This window comes from uncultured Sphingomonas sp., assembly GCF_936927845.1.
Classification (GTDB): Bacteria; Pseudomonadota; Alphaproteobacteria; order Sphingomonadales; family Sphingomonadaceae; genus Sphingomonas.
Genome location: NZ_CAKZHV010000057.1, coordinates 218786 through 237291 on the forward strand (window position 1 = coordinate 218786; position 18506 = coordinate 237291).

The following is an 18506-nucleotide window of genomic DNA, read 5'->3' on the forward strand; positions in this document are numbered from 1 at the left end:
GAGTGTGCTCAATTGGGCGCGTCAGCGCGGCAGCGCCGCCAGCAGCCGTGTCGCCGCCACGCGCTGGGTGAACGTTCCATCCTTGAGCGCGAGCGCGATTGACTGCCGCGCCTCGCCGACCCGACCCGCATCGGCCAGCGCCTGCGCATAATGCCAGCGGATGTCGGCCGCCGCGGGCGCCAATCGCACCGCTTTGGTCAGCAGCTGCAGCGCGCCGCGCGTATCGCCCAGGCCGAATAGCGCGGCACCATAAGCGTCGCTCGTGCCCGCGCTCATCGGCGACAGTCGATAGGCCGCGCGGGCGAACGGCAGCGCCGCCTTCGGATCGCCCGCCTCGGTATAGGCTTGCGCAAGTTGCATCAGCACCAACGCGTCGCCGTCACCGATCTGGCGGCGCAATTGCTCCAGCGTCCTGACCGCGTTGGCGCTGTCGCCGGAGGCGAGCTGAAGATTGGCCAGCAGCCGCCTCGCGACCACCGATGCCGGGTTCTGCGCCAGGTACAGCGCGATCGCACGCGCGGCACCCGCCCGATCGCCCGTCTGCACCCATGCCTCCACCAGCCGCAGCAGCACCGGCTGATCGAAACGCAGATCCGCCGCGCGTGCGTAGGCGTTGGCCGCGGGCACGGACCGGCCGGCGGCGGTCAGCGCGTCGCCCAGCAATTGTTGCGCCGGCGGTGCGCCCGGAGAGGCGCGCGCCATCTCCTCGCTCCGCCGCACCGCCTCGGCGAACTGCCCGCGCTCGATCAGGCCGCGGATCGCGTCCACCGCCGCGGCGGGATCGCTCGGCGCTTCGGCAACGGCCTCGGCGAGCACACCCGCGTCGTCGTCCTGCCCGAACGGCGCCGCGCGCGTGATGGGCGCGCGGGCGGCACGATCAAGGAAGCGCGCCGCCCAGTCGCGCAGCCCCTGCGCCTCGAACGCGCGCCCGACCAGCGTCAGCGTGTAGCGGTCGGCGTCCTCGCGCAGCGCGATGGGACGTAGCACGTCGAGTGCCCCCTTGCTGTCACCCGACCGCAGCAGCGCGGCACCGAGCAGCCGCCGGGCAACGAGGTTCATCGGCTGTGCCCCCAACAGAGCCTGCCACTTGACCGCTGCCTGCTGATAGCGCGCATTGGCGTAATCGATCGCGCCCGACAGCAGCAGCCCGCCGGGCAGGCCGTCGAGCCCGCCGCTACTCCGATCGAGCAGGTCGCTCGCGAGCGACAGATCGCCCGCGCGTGCCGCAATCACCGCCAGCAGGTACAATGCCTGCGGGTCACCGGGCCGCGCGGCGAGCGCACGGCGCGCGGTCGCGACACTATCGGCGCTACGGCCTATATCTCCCAGTGTTCCGGCATATTCGATCAGCGCGCGGTGATAGTAAGCGTCGCGGGCGAGCGCGGCCTCGAACCACGGCAGCGCCGCGATCAGCCCATATTGGCCGCGCACCAGTTCGCCGCGCAGCACCAGCGCGGCAAGATCGTTCGGCTCGAGCGAGAGTGCGCGCTGTGCCGCCACGTTCGCGCCGCCGATATCGCCGATGTCGAGCCGGATGCGCGCGAGATCGCGCCACGCGCCCGCATCGCGCGGGTCACGCGCGATCAATCGTTCGAGCAACGCTGCACCCGCGGCGCGATCGCCCCGCGCGGCGAGCGCGCGTGCCTTTGCGCGCTGGGCGAATGCGGTATCTCCGCCGGTCGCCTGATCGGCTTCGACGATTGCGCCGTCCTCGTCACCTTGCAGCAGCAATGCCGCGGCGCGCAGGTGGTGGAGCCGGGCCGCCGACGCCCCTGCGCTGCGCGCACGGTCGATCGCGCCGCCGGCGGCGACGCCGTCCTCCAGCAGCAGATAGGTTCGTGCGAGCGCGATCTGCGCGGCCGCGTTGCCCGGCTCGGCGCGGGTTGCTTCGATGAAGTCGTTGCGCGCCGCTGAATAATTGGCGCGTGCGAGCGCGGCCTGCCCGCGCGCGATCGACTCGCTGGCGGCCGGAACGTCGGCGCGCCGCGCGAGGAGCGCGATGCCGAACGCGATTACCGCAGCGGCCGTTATGATCCCGGCACGCTGCACGACACGCGTGCGTATCAGAGCGTTCAATCGCTGCAGCCACCAGCCCCGCCGCCGCTTGCGCCGACCGCGCAGCAGCGGATAGGTCGCCGGGCCTTCACGCATGCAGATCGTAGCTTTTCAGCAGATCGTAGAGCGTCGGCCGGCTGATACCGAGCAGTCGCGCGGTGCCCGAGATATTGCCGTCGGCCTGCGCCAGCGCGCGCGTGATCGCGCTGCGGTCCGCCCGCTCGCGCGCGGCACGCAGGTTGATCGGTCGCGCGTCCGGCGTGCCCGGCAGGTCCAGGTCGGCAGCGGTGACGTATTTGCCTTCCGCCATGATCACCGCGCGCTTTACGCGGTTCTCCAGTTCGCGCACGTTGCCGGGCCAGCCCCACGCATCGATCGCGGCGGCGGCGTCGGGGCTCAACCCCTGCACCGCCGGATTGAGCGTACGCTTGTGCTGCTGCACGAAATGCCGCGCGAGCAGCGCCGCGTCGCCGCTCCGCTCGGCGAGCGCCGGGATGCGCACCACGATCTCGGCCAGACGGTAATAAAGGTCCTCGCGGAAACGCCCGTCCGCGACCATCGCGTCGATGTTCTGGTGCGTCGCGCAGACGATCCGCACGTCGACTGGGATCGCCCGTCGCCCACCGACACGCTCGATCACGCGTTCCTGCAGGAACCGCAGCAGCTTGACCTGCAACGCCAGCGGCACGTCGCCGATCTCGTCGAGGAACAAGGTGCCGCCGTCCGCGGCCTCGATCTTGCCCGCCGTTGTCTTAACCGCGCCGGTGAACGCGCCTTTTTCGTGCCCGAACAGCTCGCTTTCCAGCAACGTCTCGGGAATGGCGGCACAGTTGATCGCGACGAACGGCCCATCGCGGCGCGGGCTGGCGTCGTGCAGCCCGCGCGCGAGCAATTCCTTGCCGGTGCCGCTCGCGCCCAGCAGCATGACCGACACGTCAGCAGGGGCGACGCGCTCGATCGTGCGGGTAACGTGCAACATCTCAGGCGCTGCAGTGATGAGCCCGCCCAGCCCCGCGCCCGTCTGCGCGCGAGCGGCGAGCCGCCGGTTCTCGGCCTCAAGCGCGTGGACGTGGAACGCACGCGCGACGATCAGGCCGAGCGCGTCGATCTCGATAGGCTTGCTGTAGAAGTCCCACGCCCCGCCCGCAATCGCCGCCAACGCCGCGTCGCGCGCGCCATTCCCCGAGGCAACGATCACCTTGGTGTCGGGCTTGATCGCCAGTATTTCAGCCAGCGCGCGCAGTCCTTCGGACGCGCCGTCGGGATCAGGAGGCAGGCCAAGGTCGAGCGTTACCACCTGCGGCTCGGACGCGCGCACCGCGTCGATGGCGCTCGCGCGGTCGCTGGCGACGACAACCTCGTAATCCTCGTACGACCAGCGTAACTGGCGTTGCAGCCCAAGATCGTCCTCGACGATCAGCAGCGTCTTGGGTGCACTCATGCCGCCTGCTCCAGCGCGGGGGCGAGCGGCAGCGTAACGCGAAAGCTGCTGCCCTCGCCCACACGCGTCGTGACGGTGATGCTGCCACCCATCTTCTCAATCATCTGACGCGCCTCGAACGCACCCAATCCGAAGCCACCCGCCTTACCCGAGACGAAGGGACGGAACAGCTGATCGCGCACGAACGCCGGGGTCATGCCACAGCCGTGATCGACAACGGTGACCACGGCCTCTCCGGCCGCCGCCCCGCCCGCGATCGTCTCCACGTGCAGTTCGACCGGGGCGTCGCTCTGTGTCGCCTCGATCGCATTCTGCACCAGGTGGCTGAGCAGTGTCTCTAGCGCCGCGGCGTCGGCCAACGCGATCGCCTCGCCCCCGCTCACGCGCACCACATGCTGCGTGCGCCGCGCCTCGGCCAGGCGTTTGACAAGCCTGAGCAGCTCAACCGGCTGCACCGCATCACCAGCCGTCAGCTGGTGGTGCGACAATCGCGCGAGCAGTCCCGTCATCCGCTGCGACGTATCGCGCAATGTGGCGATCATGTCGGCGCGGAATGCAGGGTTGTCGGCGTGCCGCTCCGCATTGCGCGCGACCAATGCGGTCTGGCTGACGAGATTCTTCAGATCGTGCATAATGAAGGCGAAGCGGCGATTGAACTCGTCAAAGCGCTGCGCGTCAGCCAGTGCGGCATGCGCGCGCTCTTCCGCGAGATAGCTTGCCGCCTGCCGTCCGGCAGCGCCGAGCAGATCGAAATCTTCCCAATCGAGCGCGCGCGTGAGCGGCGGTCGCGCGAGCACGATGGCGCCGATCAGCGTATCGGCACGTAACAGCGGCACGACCGCCCAAGCCTCCGGGCGCGCGACCAGCCACTCGGGCAGTGCCGCGATCTCCGCGGCCGGTGCCTCGCCTACGCGGCAGGAATCGAGATCGATGATGCGTGCGGTGCGCGCCAGATAGTCGGTCAGAGCCGTGGTCGCCGCGATCGCGGGGGCTTCGTCCCAGCGCCACGCCGGACCGGCGACCATGCCGTCACGCTCGGCGAGCAGCAACAGGCCCGCCGGCGATGCCGTCAGATCCGCCACCGCCTGCACGACGCGGTTCGGCAAGGCCGAGACATCGTCGCCCGAGATGCCGAGCGTGTCGGTGAAACGCATCCACTCGGCGCGGTAATCGTAGCGGTGGCTGAACAGGTGCTTCGCGACCATCACCTTGGCCCAGGCGCGCAGCCACGGCGTCGTAAGGAACGTCAGCAACGCCGCGCCGCTTCCGAACACGAAGGCCGTCTGGATCACGCGCGCGTGCGCGCCCCCCACTTGGCCGAGCGCCCCCGTCACGCCGATCGCCGCCGCGACGTACAGCATTGCACCGAGCAGCAGAATCGCCTGTGCGGTTGCGGTCCGCGACACGCTCAGCGACCGATCACCCTCGCGTTGCAGCGCGATCGTGACCGCGAGTGCCACAACCACGGTCACGACGCCGCGCAGCGCAGTCAACCACTCCGACCAGCTACCCGCCGCATAGGCGAACACCAGCACGAGCAGGTCGGTCGACCACATCATCCCGATTGCCGCCACCAGCATTGTCTCACCGCCGCTGCGTCGCTTCGTAGAAGCGCTCGCGTGATGGTGAAGCAGGACCAAAGCGGTGATGGTCGAGAGCAGGCGCAATACCAGCCACGTCATCTCCGCTGCTGCGCGCGCGGCATTCGCCTGCAGGTTCGCAAGCGTGATCGCGACCACGCCCGCGAGCGCGGCGCAACCCGCCGCGGCAACAAACGCGCCCTGCCGCCCGCGCACATGCCGCAGCGTGCGGCGAGACAGAGCGAACAGCACCGCGAGCCAAGCGAGGTTGCGTAACGTCAAGGCGACACGCACCGGCATCTCGCCGTCGCCGATCCCCGCGACACCCAGCGCCCACAATGCGGTGATCCCAAGCGCCGCGAGCAGCAAGTGATGCCCAACGAAGCGCGACGGTCGCTGCGCTTCGACGATCGCCGCGCCGCAGAACAAGAGCGCCGACAATCCGTGCAGCCAGATGATGAACGCGCCGCCGGTCACCTCAGCGTGCGCCTTCGGGCCACAACACGACGCGCAGCGTCTGAAGCAGGATCAGCAGGTCGAGAAAGGGCGTGTAGTTTTTGGCGTAATACAGGTCGTATTCGAGCTTGTGACGCGCATCCTCGGTTGAGGCGCCGTAGGGATAGTTGATCTGCGCCCAGCCGGTGATCCCCGGCTTCACCATATGCCGCTCGGCATAATATGGCAGTTCGCGCTCCAGATCGGCGACGAACTGCGGCCGCTCGGGACGCGGTCCGACGAAGCTCATTTCGCCCTTCAGCACGCTCCAGCATTGTGGCAGCTCGTCGATGCGGACCTTGCGAATCCACTTGCCGATCCGCGTGATGCGGGGATCATCCTCCGCGGCCCATACCGCTGTTCCCGCGATCTCCGCATCCTGCCGCATCGAGCGCAGCTTCAGGATGTCGAACGGCTGGTTCAACAGCCCGACGCGGCGCTGGCGGTAGAAGGCAGGCCCCGCGCTCTCAAGCTTGATCGCGATCGCGGTAACGAGGATGACCGGCAACGCGAAGGCGAGCAGCAGCAGGCTCACCGCGACGTCGAACGCGCGCTTGGAGATGCTCGACAGCATCCGCCCCGACGAGAAACCATCGGAGAAGATCAGCCACGACGGGTTGACGCTGTCGAGATCGATCCGACCCGTCTCGCGCTCGAGAAAGGTCGAGTAATCCATGACACCGACGCCGGTCGTCTTGACACGCAGCAGGTCGCGCAGCGGAAGCGAGTTGCGCCGCTCCTCGATCGCAAGCACGACCTCGGTCACGTCGAGGTCAACGACGTGGTCCGACAGGTTCTCGATCGCATCGCGGCCGATTGCGCCGGGGATCAGCGTCGTCGGCTCGCCCATCGCGACATTGCCGACGATCTTGAAACTGGCGCGGGGACGCGCAGCGAGTTCCGCCAGCTTCGCCGCGCGACGCCCGGCACCCAGCACCAGCACCCGCCGCCGCAACGCGTCGCCGCGGATGAAGCTGCCGATCGCAAGACGGATCGCGACCAGACCCGCGACCGCGAAGATCATGCCGAGGAACAGGTTGGAACGCCAGAATGTGATCGACGGTAGCAGGAAGAACAGCACAGACAGAAAGATGACGCCGAGCGACACCGCCACGAGCAGCCGCGCAGTCGCGAACCGCCATGATTCAAACGCGTGAACTCCGTAAGCTCCGACCGCCACCATCGCGATCTCAAGCGGAAGTGCGAACGATAATAATTGCGGGATGCGGGTGCCGATCGCCCCAGCGCTCATCCCGATCTGCGACGCACGCACCTGCCAGCCCGCCTCCGCCGCCAGCAGCAGCAGGATGAAATCGAGCAGCCCGAGCAGCAACACCGCATTGGGCACGTAATGTTTGAACACCCGTGTCATGAAGGCGTCGACCTTGCGTTGTAAGCCTTTCCGACATCCTCTCGCCGAAATTGGCAAAGATTCCCTGAACGCCGGAGCTTTGTAGCATCACGGTCGTTACGCACGCGTTGCCGTCCTGAGCGGCAGCGGGGGCTCAAGGAGAATAGTCAGTGTCAGCAATCGTGCCGGTAATCCTGTCCGGCGGATCGGGAACGCGTCTGTGGCCGATGTCCAGGCCTGAGCGACCCAAGCAGTTCCTGGCGCTGACAGCGGCCGAGACGATGCTGCAACTGACAGCCGCGCGCGCGCATGGCGACGCGTTTGCCGCACCCATCGTGGTGGCCAATGCCGCACACGCCGATCAGGTGGAGACGCAACTAACCGAGATCGCCGCATCACCGCAGGCGATTATCCTGGAGCCTGCGGGCCGCAATACCGCACCTGCAATCGCGCTCGCCGCGCTGGAGGCCGACGGCAAGGCGCCCCTGCTCGTCATGCCGTCGGACCATGTCATTCTGGATCGCGACGCATTCCATGCCGCGATTCATGCCGCGCTGCCGCTGGTCGAGGAGGGCTGGCTAGTCACCTTCGGGATCACGCCCGACGCGCCGGAGACCGGCTACGGCTACATCAAAGTGGGCGAAGAGGTCGCGCGAGGCGTTAACCGCGTCGCACGCTTCGTTGAAAAGCCGGCGCGCGACGCGGCCGAGGCAATGATCGCGAGCGGCGACCATGCGTGGAATGGCGGCATCTTCCTGTTCTGCGCCGACGCCTATCTGCAAGCGCTTGAGCAGTTCCGGCCCGACATCCTGGCAGCGGCGAAAGCGTCACTCGAGGGCGCGCAGCGTGACGGCGTGCGCATCCATCCCGCCAAGGACGCGTTCGAGGCATCGCCATCCGACTCGATCGACTATGCCGTCATGGAGAAGGCCGACCGTGTCGCGGTGGTGCCGGTGGCAATGGGGTGGAGCGACGTCGGAAGCTGGGACGCGCTGCATGCAATCGCCGACACCGACGACCACGGCAACGCCATCAACGGCGACGCGATCGTGCTCGACAGCCGCAACTGCCTGATCCGCAGTGACGGGGCACGGGTTACGATGGTCGGCGTCGAGGACTTGATCGTGGTGGCGAGCGGCAGCGATATCCTGATCCTGCCGCGCGGACGCAGCCAGGACGTCAAGCTATTGCAGGATGAGATGAAGCGCCGCTGATGGGCAAGTGGCTGGTGATCAATGCATCAGCCACGCCCAACAGGCAGCGAGCCCGGCACTGCCGAGCAGGAACTGCGGTCCACGCAAGGCAGCGAAATAGGCCGGCGCGTTCCCGCGGCGTCCGGCCCGCCGGTCGAGCAATGCGACAAAGGCGTAACCGGCGGCGAGCAGCGCCAACGCGATCGACGCGAACGGCACGATCAGCGCCAAACCCGCGATCGAGAAATAAGACAGCGCTGCGGCGATCTCGATCGGCTTGGAGGCGGCGGGATTGCCGAACCCATACCCCCGCCTAACCCCGGCGACGAAGGCGAGAATCAGTGCGCCCCATACGATCGCGCAGTTGAGTGCGATCACTTTCCACTCACCCGGCAACGTCCATACACCGATGCCCGCCGCAACGAGCGGGAGCATGGGACCATAACCGAGGATCTTGCCGTCGAGGGGGATGCGTGAGCTCATGCGCCGCGGAACGCACGAGCACGCATTCAGTCGCGCGCGAAAATCTCGTCGTGCGGGATCGACAGCTCGAGTGCGGGCAGATCGATGTCGTGCGGTTGCGCGAACAGGTCATCGCGCCACGACGTGGGGCCGAGCCGCTGGACGACTCGGCTGAGTTCGTGCTCGGGATCGACGAAGACGATCGTGTCGACGGAGGCGATGGAGCGGTACTGCTCGAGCTTCTCGGCGCGGTCGACGCTTGCGGTCGATGGCGAAGATACTTCGAACAGGACCACCGGGTCGGAATAGATGCGCTCGGCCTGCTCGCGCTCGCGACTGGCGGGATTGCCGCAATAGACACTGACGTCGGGGTAGCGACAGTTCACGTCGTCGACGCGCAGCCCCATGTCACCGTTGTAGGCGCGGCAGCCGGTACCGCGCAGATGGCGATGCAGGAACGCGAGAATGTTGACCGACACGCGCGAATGCGCAGGGGTGCCGCCGGTCGTCATCTGGATGACGCCGTCGATCAGCTCGTACTTGCGATCGGTGCTGAAATCGATGTCGAGGAACTGCTCGACCGTGATCGGCTGATAGGCAGCATGGCTCCGCATGAGGCCAAAATAACGCGGATGATCCAACAAAAGAAGGGCCGGCGGATTGCTCCGCTCGGCCCTCTTTTCGGCAGGAGGCAGCGGCGGAGCCGCTACTGGACGTCGTACGGGTTCGGCCTCGGGCCGACCCGCCGGACGATCCGGTGCGTGTCTCCGGCCAGCGACGCTGGCCGGAGCCGCAGCCGGATCAGAAGTCCATGCCGCCCATGCCGCCCATGCCGCCGCCCGGCATCGCCGGCGCTGCCTTGTCCTCGGGCACCTCGGAGACGGTCGCCTCGGTGGTGATGAGGAGGCCGGCGACCGAGGCTGCGTTCTGCAGCGCGGTGCGCACGACCTTGGTCGGGTCGATCACGCCGGCCGAAACCAGGTTCTCGTAGGTGTCGGTCGCGGCGTTGAAGCCGAGCGACGTGTCGTTGCCGTCGAGCAGCTTGCCCGAGACCACCGCACCGTCGTGGCCGGCGTTCTGCGCGATCTGACGCACCAGCGCGGTCAGCGAGCGGCGAACGATGTCGATGCCGCGCGTCTGGTCCTCGTTCGCGCCCGTCAGGCCGTCGAGCGCCTTCGACGCGTACAGCAGCGCCGTGCCGCCACCGGGGACGATGCCCTCTTCGACCGCGGCGCGAGTCGCGTGCAGCGCGTCGTCGACTCGGTCCTTGCGCTCCTTCACCTCGACCTCGGTCGCACCGCCGACCTTGATCACCGCCACGCCGCCGGCGAGCTTCGCCAGACGCTCCTGGAGCTTCTCGCGGTCGTAGTCGCTGGTCGTGTTCTCGATCTGCTGACGGATCGCCTCGGTACGGCCCTTGATCGCGTCGGCTTCACCCGCACCGTCGACGATGGTGGTGTTGTCCTTGTCGATCGAGACGCGCTTGGCGGTGCCGAGCATGCCGAGCGTGACGCTCTCGAGCTTGATGCCGAGATCCTCCGAGATCACCTCGCCCTTGGTCAGGATTGCGATGTCCTCGAGCATCGCCTTGCGACGATCGCCGAAGCCCGGTGCCTTGACCGCTGCGACCTTCAGGCCGCCGCGCAGCTTGTTGACGACGAGCGTGGCGAGCGCCTCGCCCTCGATGTCCTCGGCGATGATCAGGAGCGGACGGCCCGACTGCACGACCGCTTCCAGGATCGGAAGCATCGCCTGCAGGTTCGACAGCTTCTTCTCGTGGATCAGGATGTACGGGTCGTTGAGTTCGACCGTCATCTTGTCCGGGTTGGTGATGAAATAGGGCGACAGGTAGCCGCGGTCGAACTGCATGCCCTCGACGACGTCGAGCTCGAAGTCGAGACCCTTGGCCTCCTCGACGGTGATGACGCCTTCCTTGCCGACCTTCTCCATCGCCTCCGCGATCTTCTCGCCGACTTCGCGGTCGCCGTTCGCCGAGATGATGCCGACCTGCGCGACTTCCTGGCTGCCTGAGACGGGCTTGGAGCGGCCCTTCACGTCCTCCACCACCTTGGCGACGGCGATGTCGATGCCGCGCTTCAGGTCCATCGGGTTCATGCCGGCTGCGACCGACTTCATGCCCTCGCGCACGATCGCCTGGGCGAGCACGGTCGCGGTGGTGGTGCCGTCACCGGCGGTGTCGTTGGTCTTCGAGGCCACTTCGCGCACCATCTGCGCGCCCATGTTCTCGAACTTGTCCTTGAGCTCGATTTCCTTGGCGACCGTCACACCGTCCTTGGTGATGCGGGGCGCACCGAAGCTCTTGTCGATCACGACGTTGCGGCCCTTCGGCCCCAAGGTCACCTTGACCGCATCGGCGAGGATGTCGACGCCGCGCAGGATGCGCTCACGCGCGTCGCGGCCGAATTTCACGTCCTTGGCTGCCATGTTGGCTACCCTTTCAGTTGGATTGGAAAGTCACGAAAGTCACACCCCTACGCATGTGCGCGAGGGTGCGACGAACCAATGAATCAGCCGACGATCCCGAGGATGTCCGATTCCTTCATGATCAACAGGTCTTCGCCGTTCACCTTGACCTCGGTGCCCGACCACTTGCCGAACAGGATCTTGTCGCCGGCCTTGACGTCGAGCGGGGTGATCGTGCCGTTCTCGGCGCGCGCCCCGGTGCCGGCGGCGACGACCTCGCCCTCCTGCGGCTTCTCCTTGGCGGTGTCGGGGATGATGATCCCACCGGCCGTCTTCTCCTCTGCCTCAACGCGACGAACGAGAACGCGGTCGTGCAACGGACGAAAGTTCATTGCTGTAACCCTTTTCGATTGATGACACTTTTTTGGCACTCGACGGGAGCGAGTGCCAGCGGAACGGCATATGTGTGGCGCCCTCCGGACCGTCAATGGGGGCCGAAGCCGTTTTCGGAACCTTTTTTCAGGCCGGGCGTGGCACGAGCAGGCCGAGCCGCTCGCGCGCCGACCAGCGCCACAGCAGCAGCACCGACACCGCCAGCAATCCCGCGGCGAGCCCGATCCAGATACCCGTACCGGCGAGCGTCGTCGCGAACCCGAGCACCGCTGCCGTCCCGAAGCCGATCACCCAGTAACCGAACAACGCCACCAGCATCGGCACGCGCGTGTCCTGCACCCCGCGCAGCACGCCGGCCGCCACCGCCTGCGCGCCGTCCACCAACTGGAACACCGCCGCGACGGCGAGATATTGCAGCGCGAGCGGCACCACCGCCGCATTCTGTGGAGCATCGACGTCGATATAGGCGGAAATGAACAACCGCGGCGCGAGCCACATCGCGACCGCGCTCACCCCCATGAAGCCGATGCCGAGCGCGAGCGCGGTGCGTCCCGCCCGCCCCACCCAGGCGTGGTCGCCCGCCCCGAACGCCAGCCCGACGCGGATCGTTGCTGCCTGCGCGACGCCGAACGGCACCTGAAACGCGACCGCGGCGACGTTGAGCGCGACCGCGTGCGCGGCAACCTCGGTCACGCCGATCAGCCCCATCAGGATCGCCGCACCCCCGAACAGCGCGCCCTCGAACAGCCAGGTGAGCATGATCGGTACGCCCAGCCGCACGATCTCGCGCGCGCGCGACCATTCCGGCCGCCACCAGCGGCCGAACAGGCGGTAGCGACGCAGCCGGTGGTCGGCGAAGAAGATGAAGATATAGGCGAGCACCATGCCGGTCGTGCTGACTACGCTCGCGATCGCAGATCCTTCGAGCCCAAGGCGCGGGAAACCCGCGTTGCCGAACACGAGCAGCCAGTTGACCAGGATGCTGAGCGCGAGGGCCAGCGCGGTCACGACCAACCCCCAGCCCGGGCGGCCAAGCGCCGCCGCCACCGTGCGCAGCACGCCCGCGAGCACGCCGGGCAGCACCGCCCACAAAAGGATGTCGAGGAAGTGCCCCGCGCGCTCGGCGACGCGCGGGTCCTGATCGGCGAGCAGCAGCAAGCGCTCGCCGCTCGCGAGCACCACCATGACCAAGAGCGAGGCGGCAACGCCGACCCACAAGGCCATGCGCGCGCTGCGCCGCACTTCGCGCACCGCGTGCGCGCGCTGACCCAGTTCGGCCGCGATCAGCGGTGCCGCGGCGCTGGTCAGGCCGATGACGCCGTAGAGCGGCAGCGTGAACAGGAACACGCCCATCGTCGCGGCGGCGAGTTCGAGCGTGCCGAGCCGCCCGACGAAGATCACGTCGACCGCCGCCACCGCCATCTGCAACAAATTGGCCGCGACCAGCGGACCCGCGAGCCGGGTGAGCGCCACCAGCTCGTCGCGCCAGCCGGCGGGGCGCGGCTCATCGAGCGGCGCAGGGGTAATCGGACCGGCGTGCATGCCGTCGGCGTTAGGCGGTTCGATACGTGTTGACCATAGAAGCGGCCACGATCGGTGGACTCGGGCCAGTAGAAGCGTATTGCTCAAGCCATACACGGCAGGCTAAACCGGCGAACAACGGGCGCTTCGCCCGCGAGGATCACGACAATGAAGCTGGTGCGCGCATGAGATTGGTAAAGGGCGCCTGGAAACTGCTGGTCGGCATCAAGGACGCGCTGGTGCTCGTCGCGATGCTGCTGTTCTTCGGCGCGCTGTTCGCCGCGCTGAACGCGCGCAGCCGCGCGCCGGCGATCAAGGACGGCGCGCTGGTGCTCGACCTCGACGGCCCGATCGTCGAGCAGCCCGAAGAGGTCACGTTCACGCAATTGCTGAGCGGGCAGCAGGCCGGGCGCGAGTACCGCCTGCGCGACATCGTCCGCGCGCTCGACGCCGCCAAGAGCGACGACCGCGTCAAGGCGGTGGTGATCGACCTCGAACGCTTCGGCGGTGCCTATCCGGCGGCGCTGGGCGAAGTGGCGGCGAAGCTCGCCGAGGTGAAGCGCGCGGGCAAGCCCGTGCTCGCCTGGGGCATCGCCTACACCGACGGCGGTTACCGGTTGGCGGCGTCGGCGAGCGAGATCTGGATGGACCCGCAGGGCGGCACCTTGTTCTCCGGGCCCGGCGGCACGCAGATGTATTACAAGGGGCTGATCGACAAATTGGGCGTCAACGCACACGTCTACCGCGTCGGCAAGTTCAAGTCGGCGGTCGAGCCGTACATCCGCGCCGACCAGAGCCCGGAAGCGCGCGCCGCGTCCGAGGCACTGTACGGCGGCCTCTTCGAGCAGTGGCGCAGCGCGGTGCAGCAGGCGCGGCCAAAGGCGCAGGTCGCCGCCCTCCTCGCCAATCCCGCGCAAACGGTGCAGGCGGCGGGCGGCGACGTCGCGCAAGCGAACCTGCGCGGCGGGATCGTCGATCACCTGGGCGACAAGGTCGCGTTCGGCCGGCGTGTCGCGCAGATCGTCGGCGGCGACGACAAGAAGGCGGCGGGCTATTTCAACAAGATCGACTATGACGCCTTCGTCGATGCCAAGCCGCTGCCGAAGGTCGGCAAGATCGGCATCGTCACCGTTGCGGGCACCATCGTCGACGGCAAGGCGAGCGGCGGCAGCGCGGGCGGCGACACCGTGTCCGACGCGATCTACAAGGGTCTGGCGAAGAACGACCTGAAGGCGATCGTGCTGCGCGTCGACTCGCCCGGTGGCTCGGTGCTGGCGTCGGAGAAGATCCGGCTCGCGCTGGTCGAGGCGAAGCGGCGCGGATTGCCGATCGTCGTGTCGATGGGCGGGCTCGCCGCGTCGGGCGGATACTGGATCTCGACGCCCGGCGACGTGATCTTCGCCGAACCCGACACGATCACCGGCTCGATCGGCATCTTCGGCGTGATCCCGACGTTCGAGAACACGCTGGCGAAGGTCGGCATCACCAGCGACGGCGTGCGCACCACGCCGCTGTCGGGCCAACCCGACGTGTTTGCGGGCACCAACCCGGTGATCGACAGCGTTATCCAGTCGACAATCGAACACGGCTACATGCAGTTCCTGACCCGCGTGTCGCAGTCGCGGCATCTGCCGGTCGCGCGCGTGAACGAGATCGGCCAGGGTCGAGTGTGGCTGGGCGGCACTGCGCGCCAGCTCGGGCTGGTCGACCGGTTCGGCTCGCTCTCTGACGCGGTGGCAGAGGCCGCCAAGCGCGCGAAGGTCGAGTCGACCGACATCGTGTATCTTGAAAAGCAGCCGGGTTTCGCCGCCACGATCGCCAAGCAGTGGAACCGCGACGGGGATGACGACGCCAGCGCCGGCCTAGACGTCATGTCGCGCATGGCGTGGCAGCAGCGGCAGGCGGCAGCGCTCGCGATCGGCGATGCGCGCCGGCTGCTGTCGGGCGCGGCGGTGCGCGCCGAATGCCTGGAGTGTGCCGGGTCCGGGCCGATGGTCGCGCGCGCCGGCGACTTGCGCCTGCTCGACCTACTGCTCGCCAAATTGGGCTTGTGAGCCGGGCGGCTCCGCGAGGCCGACGGGTCGCGCGGAGCCGAACCGGTCAGCCCGCGTTCAATCGGCCTCTGCTACGAGGATTGAATGCGCAGGATTTTACCCCTTACCGCGATCGCTGCAGCCGTCGTGCTCGCCCTTCCCTCGGCTGCGTCGGCACGGCTCACACCGGATGCGGAACTCGACAAGCTGCTCGCCGGACGCGTCGCAGGCAAGCCGGTGGAGTGCCTGTCGCTCCCCAACGTCACCGGCAACACGATCGTCGAAGGGCGTGCGATCGTCTACCGCGTCGGCACGCGCTTATACGTCAACGTACCGCCTGACGGTGCGCGACAGCTCCACCGCGACGACATTATCGTGACACGCACGTTCGGCACCAACCTGTGCCGACGCGACGTGATCCGCCTGCTCGACCGCACCTCGACGATCCCGCACGGCTTCGTCTCGCTGGGGCGAGTCGTGCCCTACACCAAGCCGAAGACGAACTGACCGCCTTAGCGTCGACCGCGATAGGCAGGCAGCGCCAGATGCCAGCGGATGGCGGCCGCGCGCAGGCTGAAGCCCATCGCCGCGGCGAGCACCGCGGCGACGCGCGGATCGACACCCACCACGCGCAACACGACAAAGAGTCCCGAAGCCAGCGCCGCCGCGGTGACGTACAATTCCGGACGCATCAGGATCGACGGCTCGCCTGCCAGCACATCGCGGATGATGCCGCCAACGCATCCCGTCACCACCCCCATCAACGCGGCGGGAAGCGGCGGTACGCCGTAGCCGATCGCCTTTGCCGCGCCGTAAACGGCATAGGCGGCGAGCCCGACCGCGTCGAACCAGTCGAGTGCCGCTCCGGTCCACCAGCGCTCCGGCGTCACCCACACCAGCACCGCGACACCCAGGCACACCGCCGACACGCGCGCATCATGAACCCAGAACACCGGCGCGCCGATCAGCAGGTCGCGCACCGTACCGCCACCGACCCCGGTGATCAGCGCGAAAAAAGCGAGCGTGACGAAGGTCTGCCCCCGCTGCGCCGCGGCGAGCGCGCCCGAGGCGGCGAACAGCGCCAGCCCGGCGATGTCGAACCACGGCGCGAAAACGGGCAGGAGAACCTCTGGCGGCATGGTGCGCGCGTAGCGGATGGATGCGGCGGCGCAAGCGTCGCGGCGCGCGTCAGGCCCGATCATGCTATTCGTGAAATTTCACGGAGCGCGCTGTCGCTCGTGTCACATCGCTGTGCCATAGCGCGCGGTATGATAGCGTTTTCCTCTCCGCCATCCCTAGCTTACCCGATGGAGCATCGGCGATGACCGCGATCGGCATCTACGGCAGCAACGGTCGCATGGGTCGCGCTATCGCGACGATCATCGGCGACGAGGGTGCGAGCGTCGCGGGCGGCGTCGATGCGGGCGGCGACCCGCTTCCCCTCGCCGCCGACGCCGACGTGCTGGTCGATTTTTCCACCCCCGCGGCGCTTGAGCCGCATCTCGCCGCCGCAGTCGCGGCCGGCACCCCGATCGTGATCGGCACCACCGGGCTGTCGAACGCACATCACGCGATGATCGACGAGGCCGCGCGCCGGATCGCGGTGCTGCAAACCGGCAATACCTCGCTCGGCGTCACCCTGCTCGGCATTCTGGTGCGCGAAGCCGCGGCGCGGCTCGGGCCCGACTGGGACATCGAGATTGTCGAAATGCACCACCGCCACAAGGTCGATGCGCCGTCGGGCACCGCGATCCTGCTGGGTGAGGCAGCGGCCCAGGCTCGCGGCACCACCTTGTCCGAGGTTCGCGTCGACGGGCGCGCTGGCCTCGTCGGCGCACGGACCGAGGAGACGATCGGCTTCTCGTCGCTACGCGGCGGCAGCGTCGTCGGCGACCATCAGGTGATCTTCGCGGGCGAAGGCGAGCGTATCGAGCTCGGTCACCGCGGCGAGGATCGCACGATCTTCGCGCGCGGGGCGGTGAAGGCAGCGCTGTGGCTCGCCGGCCGCGCCCCCGGCCGCTATCAGATGGCCGAGGTGCTCGGGCTGTAATTCATGAAGAAAGCGGATATTGTCGAATTCTACGCGCGGCTGGCGGAGGCGAACCCGCATCCCGAAACCGAACTGGAGTTCGTCAACGCTTATACGCTCCTCGTCGCGGTGGCGTTGTCGGCTCAGTCGACCGACGCGGGCGTCAACAAAGCGACACGCGCGCTGTTCCGCATCGCCGACACGCCCGAGAAGATGGTCGCGCTCGGGCTCGACGGTTTGAACGAGCACATTAAGACGATCGGGCTCTACAACACCAAGGCGAAGAACGTCATTGCGCTAAGCCAGATGCTGATCGAGCATCACGGCGGCGAAGTACCCGCCGACCGCGATGCGCTGGAAACCCTGCCCGGTGTCGGGCGGAAGACCGCCAACGTCGTGATGAACTCGGCATTCGGCGCCGAAACTTTCGCGGTCGATACGCATATTTTCCGCGTTTGCAATCGCACCGGCCTCGCGCGCGACAAAACCCCGCTCGCGGTGGAACTCAAACTCGATCGCGCGACACCGCAGCCCTTCCGGCTCCACGCACATCACTGGCTGATCCTGCACGGGCGGTACACGTGCAAGGCGCGCAAACCCGAGTGCTGGCGATGCATCGTATCTGATTTGTGCGCGTTCAAACCCAAGACGCCGCCTCCCGCCGTCAAGAAGACAGCACAAGAAGGCGAGACGTCGGGAGAGTGATCATGCGCCATGCCGTTCTCGCTATTTGCTGCGCCGCCGCTTGCGCTGCGCCGAGCGTCGCGCGTGATCGCAACGCCGTGCCCGCCGCGACGCCGATCGGCCCCGCTCGCAATTGCGTGCCGATCACGCAATTGCGCGAGAGTTTGGTACGTAACGACCGGGTGATCGATTTTCGGACTACGGGCGGCCGCGACCGCTACTACCGCGTCGAACTACCGCAATCCTGCCCCGGGCTCGGGTTCGAGCGTCGCTTCTCCTACGGGACCTCGCTTAGTCAATTGTGCGCGCAGGACATCATTACCGTGCTCTATCAAACCGGCCCGATGCGCGGCGCGAGTTGCGGCCTCGCGCCATTCCAGCCGGTGACGATCCCGCGTAAGCGCTGACAGAGCGGAATTGGGGTAGCGTACGCCTCAAGGCTGCGCTAACCGAAGTCGACCGGCACCCGTAGCTCAGCTGGATAGAGCGCTGCCCTCCGAAGGCAGAGGCCACAGGTTCGAATCCTGTCGGGTGCGCCAGCTTCACATACTTCAGCATCGGCGACGCTGGTACAGCGAGCGAGCCGCCTAGAACTTCGATCTGCACTGACGACCGCTTGCGCTACCGGACTCTGCCGTGAGGGTGGGGCGATCTGGTGCTGTGCGTAAGCTGGTTGGTGCCGGCTTCGTGCTGGCGTCGCGGGTAGAGCGTCTAGGCCATGTAGCTGATGTGGCTTGTGCTAAGCGCGACAATTCCCGCGCAGTTTTGCCACCTGCGGGCTTTGTGTTTTTTGTTGGTTGCGGGGGCTGGATTTGAACCAGCGACCTTCAGGTTATGAGCCTGAC

The 18506-nt window shown here is 67.5% G+C and carries 16 protein-coding genes and 1 tRNA gene; 7 read left to right on the plus strand and 10 right to left on the minus strand.

What is annotated here, in order from left to right; all coding sequences use genetic code 11:
• Positions 1–21: 21 nt before the first annotated feature.
• The 4 genes from Q0579_RS08860 to Q0579_RS08875 are packed head-to-tail and all read right to left on the minus strand — an operon-like array spanning position 22 to position 6943.
• Positions 22–2151: a tetratricopeptide repeat protein gene (locus Q0579_RS08860; protein WP_298811392.1), complete on the minus strand. Its 2130-nt coding sequence runs from the start codon at positions 2149–2151 to the stop codon at positions 22–24.
• Entirely contained in the window at positions 2144–3496 is a 1353-nt protein-coding gene (gene prsR / locus Q0579_RS08865; RefSeq protein WP_298811394.1) for a PEP-CTERM-box response regulator transcription factor, read from the minus strand. Before prsR ends, Q0579_RS08860 begins: the two co-directional genes overlap by 8 nt.
• Positions 3493–5553 carry an XrtA/PEP-CTERM system histidine kinase PrsK gene (gene prsK / locus Q0579_RS08870; protein WP_298811396.1) on the minus strand — a complete coding sequence of 687 codons (2061 nt, stop codon included), beginning with the start codon at positions 5551–5553 and terminating at the stop codon, positions 3493–3495. The genes prsR and prsK overlap by 4 nt, the downstream gene beginning before the upstream one ends.
• 1 nt (position 5554) lies before the next feature.
• A complete protein-coding gene (locus tag Q0579_RS08875) occupies positions 5555–6943 on the minus strand; it encodes a TIGR03013 family XrtA/PEP-CTERM system glycosyltransferase (protein ID WP_298811399.1) in 1389 nt (462 codons plus the stop codon).
• A 149-nt stretch (positions 6944–7092) separates the two neighbouring features.
• On the opposite strand from Q0579_RS08875, the gene Q0579_RS08880 reads away from it, so the two are divergent.
• The gene (locus tag Q0579_RS08880) at positions 7093–8136 is read left to right on the plus strand and encodes a mannose-1-phosphate guanylyltransferase/mannose-6-phosphate isomerase (protein ID WP_298811402.1); all 1044 of its coding nucleotides are present in this window, start codon (positions 7093–7095) and stop codon (positions 8134–8136) included.
• Positions 8137–8154: 18 nt separating this feature from the next.
• Here the strand turns inward: Q0579_RS08880 and Q0579_RS08885 are convergent, their stop codons facing one another.
• The 5 genes from Q0579_RS08885 to Q0579_RS08905 all read right to left on the minus strand — a co-directional run bounded on the left by Q0579_RS08885 (position 8155) and on the right by Q0579_RS08905 (position 12936).
• The gene (locus Q0579_RS08885; protein ID WP_298811404.1) at positions 8155–8598 is read right to left on the minus strand and encodes a DUF3429 domain-containing protein; all 444 of its coding nucleotides are present in this window, start codon (positions 8596–8598) and stop codon (positions 8155–8157) included.
• A 26-nt stretch (positions 8599–8624) separates the two neighbouring features.
• Positions 8625–9191 (minus strand): Uma2 family endonuclease, encoded by a 567-nt coding sequence (locus tag Q0579_RS08890; protein ID WP_298811405.1) that lies wholly within the window; start codon positions 9189–9191, stop codon positions 8625–8627.
• Positions 9192–9378: 187 nt separating this feature from the next.
• On the minus strand, positions 9379–11022 hold the full coding sequence (gene groL / locus Q0579_RS08895) for a chaperonin GroEL (RefSeq protein WP_298811407.1): 1644 nt from the start codon (positions 11020–11022) through the stop codon (positions 9379–9381).
• An 83-nt stretch (positions 11023–11105) separates the two neighbouring features.
• Positions 11106–11393, minus strand: coding sequence for a co-chaperone GroES (gene groES, locus Q0579_RS08900; protein WP_174191974.1), 288 nt, complete (start codon positions 11391–11393; stop codon positions 11106–11108).
• 127 nt (positions 11394–11520) lie between these two features.
• Positions 11521–12936, minus strand: a complete 1416-nt coding sequence (locus Q0579_RS08905) for an MATE family efflux transporter (RefSeq protein ID WP_298280408.1) — start codon at positions 12934–12936, stop codon at positions 11521–11523.
• 164 nt (positions 12937–13100) lie between these two features.
• Here Q0579_RS08905 and sppA point away from each other — a divergent pair, with 164 nt between their 5' ends.
• Positions 13101–14969, plus strand: coding sequence for a signal peptide peptidase SppA (sppA, locus tag Q0579_RS08910; RefSeq protein ID WP_298280410.1), 1869 nt, complete (start codon positions 13101–13103; stop codon positions 14967–14969).
• An 84-nt stretch (positions 14970–15053) separates the two neighbouring features.
• On the plus strand, positions 15054–15455 hold the full coding sequence (locus Q0579_RS08915) for a hypothetical protein (protein WP_298280412.1): 402 nt from the start codon (positions 15054–15056) through the stop codon (positions 15453–15455).
• Between the two features lie 5 nt (positions 15456–15460).
• Here Q0579_RS08915 and Q0579_RS08920 read toward each other — a convergent pair whose 3' ends face one another.
• Positions 15461–16087, minus strand: coding sequence for a trimeric intracellular cation channel family protein (locus tag Q0579_RS08920; RefSeq protein ID WP_298811442.1), 627 nt, complete (start codon positions 16085–16087; stop codon positions 15461–15463).
• A gap of 182 nt (positions 16088–16269) precedes the next feature.
• Between Q0579_RS08920 and dapB the strand changes: the two genes are divergently transcribed.
• The 4 genes from dapB to Q0579_RS08940 all read left to right on the plus strand — a co-directional run bounded on the left by dapB (position 16270) and on the right by Q0579_RS08940 (position 18200).
• Positions 16270–16998 carry a 4-hydroxy-tetrahydrodipicolinate reductase gene (gene dapB / locus Q0579_RS08925; RefSeq protein WP_298280415.1) on the plus strand — a complete coding sequence of 243 codons (729 nt, stop codon included), beginning with the start codon at positions 16270–16272 and terminating at the stop codon, positions 16996–16998.
• A 3-nt stretch (positions 16999–17001) separates the two neighbouring features.
• Positions 17002–17682, plus strand: a complete 681-nt coding sequence (gene nth / locus Q0579_RS08930) for an endonuclease III (protein ID WP_298280416.1) — start codon at positions 17002–17004, stop codon at positions 17680–17682.
• Positions 17679–18068, plus strand: coding sequence for a hypothetical protein (locus Q0579_RS08935; protein ID WP_298280418.1), 390 nt, complete (start codon positions 17679–17681; stop codon positions 18066–18068). The genes nth and Q0579_RS08935 overlap by 4 nt, the downstream gene beginning before the upstream one ends.
• A gap of 55 nt (positions 18069–18123) precedes the next feature.
• Positions 18124–18200 (plus strand) — tRNA-Arg (locus Q0579_RS08940).
• Positions 18201–18506: the final 306 nt, after the last annotated feature.